Here is a 6,422-nt window from a genome sequence, read left to right as displayed (position 1 = left end):
CCTTTGTTCTCTTTACTATAAGTCTTTAAAATATTATTAATCCAACCATCTTCAAGTGTCCAACGTCCAAAACGGATGTCCAACACTTCCACCCTTTGTCCAGTCTTTTGATTATAAGAATATGGTAATCTAGCATATGTAGTAATATCTCTAGTTCTAGCAATATCTATCTTCCAATTAGGTAATTTTGAAGCTAATAAATTAGCTACTGCTTCCACTACTAAACTATACCACTCTTTAAGCTGGATATGGTCAATTTGACCTTGCCTATTATCATAAATCCATAATGGATCTATCAACCAATGGACTTGTAAATGAACATCAGGATTGGTTGAGGTATGGACTAAAGCACTAGGTCGAGGGATTCCTAACTTATGTAATGCTTGATATAGCTCTTTTTGAGCTTCTAAAGGGTCTGTAATGCCATTTGTACCGTCTATATCTATGAATACATCTTGTAGCCAACAAACCTTATTAGAAACCTTTCTGCTGCTTCCTGTACGGTCATACTTGTTACCTAAAAATAAATTAGGAGTGAAATAGTTATCACATTCCTCTGCAAGATATAAATTATTTACTTCTGCTAAGTCTTTAGGATTTTCTAAAAATTCTAAATCTGCAAAATTAGAATTATTATTAAAGTTATATCCTAAAACCATAGAAAATCCTTGAGTATTAAAATCTTTTCTAGCTTCTTCTAATCTATGATATTCTTTTTGAGTTGGTATAAATAGCTTTAAAAAACTCCTTGTTTCTTGGGAGTACATAACTATTTCCCTCCTTTCTGTTCTCTAATTTGTCTTATTTTTATGATTACAAAGAAAAAAGGACTTAGGATAAATAGAGAAGTTTTTCCCTATCTAACCCAAGTCCTCTTAGATTAGTTCTATTTAGTAGCATATTTTTTCTTGATAGCCTTCTTAATTTCTGCTATAATATTTACAGAATGTTAAGGCTGTTGCTACTAGATAGAGAAGGTGTATTCTTCTCCTATCGAAATTAGAAAGGTGTTGGACGCACCAATCTAATAGTGGTGATGGCTATTCTTTTATTTTTTGACTAATTAATTTTAATATTTGATTAAACAACTGATGTTAGTATAGCATAATTTTTCCAATCTGTAAATTAATTTTATTTCTATATCTATTTTAGCAGATTTAATCTAATTTTAAAAGACAATATTAATATTAATAATTCATCTCATATATAACGATATTAACTATCATTATCAATTAATGTGAATTTATTTTCTAATTATGGCAATATGATTATTAATACTTTTCTTTATTTAAATCATTTCCTCAAGTCCTTAATACTCTCAACCTTACTCAAACTGAATTTATAAACAGTAAATATAACTTCTTTATCTCGATTAGACCTTAAACAAAGATACCTACCCTATATTTCTAGTTAAAATATTATTATCCTCCTACAACTTAATCTTAATCTATACCCTTATCTATATCTAGCCTAATACTATAAGATATACAGTATTAAATTAACGTATAGGAAAACGTATAATTTATCGTATAAATAACGTATCTCATAACGTATAGGTATCGTATCTAACGATTTACGTTAACGTATTTTGACGAATTTGCTAACGAGTTATTAACGAGTTTTAATCTAATTCGTCACGAGTTTAACGAGTTTCTTGACGAGTTTTTTAACATATCTCTGCTATACGTTAACATATTTGTTGTTTTAATCAGGGGTTTTATCTAGGGTTTCTTTGGAGTTTTTCCAGGGGTTTTTAAAATTACCCTAGAGTTTCTACAGGGGTTTTTAGGGGTTTCACTAGGGATTAATTCTGTTTAGTTATCGGGTTTTCTGTCGGGTTTTTTATCAGGTTTCTATCAAGTTTCTTATGGAGTTTTATCAGGTTTAAGTGAAACACGATATCAGGTTTTATCATGTTTTCTATCGTGTTTTTATTTTTTCACGATATCCGATATCGGGTTTTATATCATGTTTTTTAGCTTTCAAATTTATTATCTAACGCCTTCATATCCTCTTCAAGTTCTTCGTCAACAAGGTGGGTATAGATTTGAGTAGTAGAAATATCTGAATGCCCTAAAGCCTTTCTAACTTTCTCTAAATTATGACACTCTCTCAATAGATCAGTTGCATAGGTATGTCTTAAAGTGTGTGGAGTTACTTTCTTCTCTTGATAAGTTTCTTCTAACTGATTCCCTGCTTTATCCCTATAATGCTTAGTTACTTCTTCTTGAAGCTCTGCCTTTTCAGCATAATTATAAACCATCTTTCTAACATTAACAGAATTTAATTGATTACCTGTTAAACTAGTAAATACTAGTCCTGCTTGATTATCTCTTCCTTTTTCCTCTAACTTTTTAGACTGTTTTTCTTTCCAGTTAGATAATAAATTTAAGGTTTGCTCTCCAACCCAAAGTATTCTATCTTTTCTTCCCTTGCCTTCAACCACCTTTAATTTACCTGCTCTAAAGTTAATATGCTGCCATTTTAGATTAATGACTTCTGATAATCTTAACCCAGTAGTTAACATTAATCTAATCATAGCCTTATTTCTTAATTGTGTTGGATATCTAATATTAAAGACATTAAGAAAATTCTTTTGTTCCTCAATAGTTAATACTTCTGGTATCTTTCTTCCCCTTTTAGCCATAAATCTAAAATTCCTCCTAAAACCTGCCTATCAACTCTATTTTTTAGAAAATAGAGTATTATTAACTTGCATATTTATTATAACTTGTCCGATTGCTCATTTCAATTATATTAGAGTTTTATTCACAAAAAATAAAATAACAGTTATATCCTATTTAAAATAATAACTGCTATTCCACCTTAAATATTTATATTTAATTACTTATAAAAGATTTAAAATCTCATCTATCTTTCCATAAAAAACCTTAATCATATAATCTATATATTCTGTTTTTTCATTTTGAGATATTTGTAGATTTCTATCTAAAATTTCTCCTTCAAGCCAATCTGCACATAATTCTAATCCATTATCCTCTAAGTATCTTATAGTTTTATTTTCTTCTTTTAATTGTTTTTTTAATTCTATAGTAACAATATCTTTTAACTCACTTTTTTTTATACTCACTTTATTTCCTACTTTCCACTAAGATTGTAAATCCAAAATCCACTCTATCCATTTAAAAACAGTTTGTGCTCTTCTTTCAATTGTACTTAAACTATTAACATTATAAATTTTATCTTTATTTTTAACCATAATATCAATAATCTCTTCTTTAGAAGGAGGACAACATTTTTCTAAATATAGTTTTAATACTTCATAAAAAATTTTATGTTCTAAAATACATCTTACTAAACTTAAATTTCTTTCTCTCTTACCTTTAGAAATAATTTTTTCTCCTAATTTAGATAGTTTAACTATTCCTTTATCTTTAGATTCAATTAACCCTAAATACATACCAGCTCTTGAATAATATTGAGCTTGTCTTTGATTAAAATCATACATAAGAGTTATATTCTCTATACTTAAAGGATTCTCATATAAGGATTTTAGTAAATCTAAAATCCGATTAAACTTATCTGCTTGAGGAAATGGATACTTAGGTTCATCTTTCATTTTAACGTTTTTCATTATTTCTTCTATATCATTAAGAGTAATATCTTTATCTTTAATAGTATAGTGTTTTTCTTTGATTAACTCTAAAGAATTATAATATAATGGATTTTTAAATCTATAAATAAAAAAACTAAAAATATCATTTGAATAAATCATAAATATAGGTGTAATTGGTTTGTTTATTTTTTTACTCCATAATCTATAAGGATAATACATTTGTCTAATTAAAAAATCATCTGAAAACGAATTTTTAGCTTCAATCAACGTAAGTTGATTAAGACTTTCATATCCTGCATCTATTTCACACTGACTATTTTCTATTCCTATATCCATTTGTATATCTTTTTTCAAACTATGATTAATCTTAAAATCAAAACTTGAGGTTGACATTCTTCCACTAACAGCAGGAACAATTATTTCTTCTTCCATAACATCTTTTATCATTCCTGTAACATATGCACATTTTAAAGCAGAAGCTTCAGAATACAAGTTTTTAGGATTTATACTTTGAATCCATTCTGGAAATTCCATTTCTTGAACTTTAATGCTATTATAATCTAAGTTTAATTTTTGATAAGCATTAAATTTACCTATTACATATTCACCACGAGTTATAGGTAATATACTTAAATCATTTACATAAAAAAGATTAGGCAAGCTACTTCTATGGTCAAACTTTGTCATCAACCTTGCTTCTTTAAATTCATTAATTTCAGTAGATGTTATTTTAAAAAAGCCTTGTTTTTCTACCTCTTCAATAATAGAATATTTATCAAATATTTTAGCCCATTCTTTATCTACAATTCTATGAGTATTTCCATTCCCTTTTTTAGCCATCATTGACCTCCTCCAACAGAAACAATTAATAATTTCTAACCAAAACCTCCTTAACCTCTCCCCTTTTATCTCCTACAGAGTTAATACTCCTATTTGCTCCTATGTAATCTACTTTATAATCTTTTTCATAAAGGTCTAAGATTAAAGGTGCACTTGAATTAGATAACATAAACCTACACCCTCGCTCAGTTAAATCATCACATAACTTCTTTAATCTTCTTTGATCCTTTTCACCAAAACCATCTACAGTATAACCTGTAAAAGAAGAACTATCAGAAATAGGATGATAAGGAGGGTCAAAATAAACAAAGGCTTCTCTTCTCATTCCCTTAATTGCTTCTGTAAAATCTTCATTTAGAATTCTAATATCATTACTATTTAAGTAATTACTTACTGCTCTTAATACTTTTTCATTTACAATTGCAGGATTTTTATATCTCCCGAAAGGAACATTAAATTCACCAGATTGGTTTACTCTAAAAAGTCCATTAAAACAAGTTTTATTCAAAAACAAAATTCTAGACGCTCTTTCTACATCAGATAATTTATCATAATCAGCACTTCTATCTAAAGCTCTTACCTCATAATAATAATCCTCTTCATTAACATGTTTTTTTAAATCCTCAACTAAATTATCTACATCATTTTTTATCACCTTATATACATTAAAAAGCTCTTCATTTGCATCATTTATTACAGCTTTTTTAGGCTGCAAATCAAAAAGAACTGCTCCTCCACCTATAAAAGGTTCATAATATGTAGAAATATCTCGAGGAATATGTTTTCTTATTTCTGTAAGTAGTTGTCTTTTTCCTCCAGCCCATTTAACAAAAGGTTTAACTAACTTATTTTTTTTACTCATTTTCAATAACCTCCTAATTTACTACAACAATTATTTAAAAATAATAATTCTAATTTTTCATCATTAAAGTGCTACAAAAGTAATACACAAATCAAATAAAAAAAATAAAATACCCACAACATTATAACATAATAAAAAAAACTAACAAAAATTAATAATAACCAATAATACAAATATTAAGAACATAAAGAAATAGGAGACAAGCATAAGAAGTCTATATAGTGTATTTGCGATACCCCCCTAAATTGAATCTTAAGGTGGACTATTAGCCATTATTTCACCTGTGATTAATTCAATAAATGAATTCACTTCTTTCTCTGTTTTTTGATTGAGTATATCCACTATAGAATATTTTGTCTTATAGGCTCTTAAAATCGCTTCTAGGTTATTTAAATTAATCATACTACTATTACCCTCTTTAAGTATTTCCTTAGCCTTATCGAGAATTATATACTTATGATGATAGTGAGCTTCTTTATTTAATTGTAATCCTATACTTTGCAAAATTTTAATAATAGTTTTCCAAATACCTCTACTTCTTAAAGTTCCTGCACTTACCCCTGTTAATTTAGCCATTTCCTTGATTGAAGGTAATACCTTAACCCCTTTTCTAATTAGTTCCAAGGCTTTTTTAACAACCTTTCTTACCGTAACCTCTTTAGCAGTATAAGCCCCTTTATTTCGGTTCTTCTGCTTGATATCAATACTTTCTTTACAAGCTACAAACAGGCTATAATCAGGCTTTACTTCCTTTCCTGTAATCCCGCTTACTATTTCAGCTACCCTAATACTAGATAGACCTTTCTTACTTCTATAAGCAGATTTAATAATACTTCTAACCTTATTCTCTCTTTCACTAGGACTACACCTCTTATTCTGTTCTAAAATTAGTTCTGTTGCTTCTTCTAAGCTTAGCTCATCATATTTACAGGCAAGGGCTAAGGCATACTGTGCAGAATTTCTATATCCCTCTTCAACACCTTCTAGTAATACTTTAATTTGTGGGTGTTCAATTAACTTAATTCCTTTTTTAATAGTAATCCTAATACCTTTGTTCTCTTTACTATAAGTCTTTAAAATATTATTAATCCAACCATCTTCAAGTGTCCAACGTCCAAAACGGATGTCCAACACTTCCACCCT

6 protein-coding genes are annotated in these 6,422 nt (G+C 28.3%); all 6 read right to left on the bottom strand.

What is annotated here, in order from left to right:
- On the bottom strand, nucleotides 1-767 hold a 767-nt coding region (locus BX659_RS18305), incomplete at its 3' end, for a hypothetical protein (RefSeq protein WP_146129059.1).
- A 1,208-nt stretch (nucleotides 768-1,975) separates the two neighbouring features.
- The gene (locus BX659_RS18300; protein WP_097019660.1) at nucleotides 1,976-2,647 is read right to left on the bottom strand and encodes a tyrosine-type recombinase/integrase; all 672 of its coding nucleotides are present in this window, start codon (nucleotides 2,645-2,647) and stop codon (nucleotides 1,976-1,978) included.
- Nucleotides 2,648-2,848: 201 nt separating this feature from the next.
- Nucleotides 2,849-3,091 carry a hypothetical protein gene (locus tag BX659_RS18295; protein ID WP_097019661.1) on the bottom strand — a complete coding sequence of 81 codons (243 nt, stop codon included), beginning with the start codon at nucleotides 3,089-3,091 and terminating at the stop codon, nucleotides 2,849-2,851.
- 18 nt (nucleotides 3,092-3,109) lie between these two features.
- A complete protein-coding gene (locus BX659_RS18290) occupies nucleotides 3,110-4,417 on the bottom strand; it encodes a type II restriction enzyme (RefSeq protein WP_097019662.1) in 1,308 nt (435 codons plus the stop codon).
- Nucleotides 4,418-4,442: 25 nt separating this feature from the next.
- Nucleotides 4,443-5,279, bottom strand: a complete 837-nt coding sequence (locus BX659_RS18285; RefSeq protein ID WP_097019663.1) for a DNA adenine methylase — start codon at nucleotides 5,277-5,279, stop codon at nucleotides 4,443-4,445.
- Nucleotides 5,280-5,531: 252 nt separating this feature from the next.
- Nucleotides 5,532-6,422, bottom strand: an 891-nt coding sequence (locus tag BX659_RS19210) for a primase C-terminal domain-containing protein (protein WP_219884439.1), incomplete at its 5' end; no start/stop codon positions are given.

It is taken from the genome of Orenia metallireducens, from assembly GCF_003001995.1.
Taxonomy (GTDB): domain Bacteria; phylum Bacillota; class Halanaerobiia; order Halobacteroidales; family Halobacteroidaceae; genus Orenia; species Orenia metallireducens_B.
Note: the sequence above shows the minus strand (reverse complement) of the source record. Positions and strands in the feature narration are given on the sequence as shown.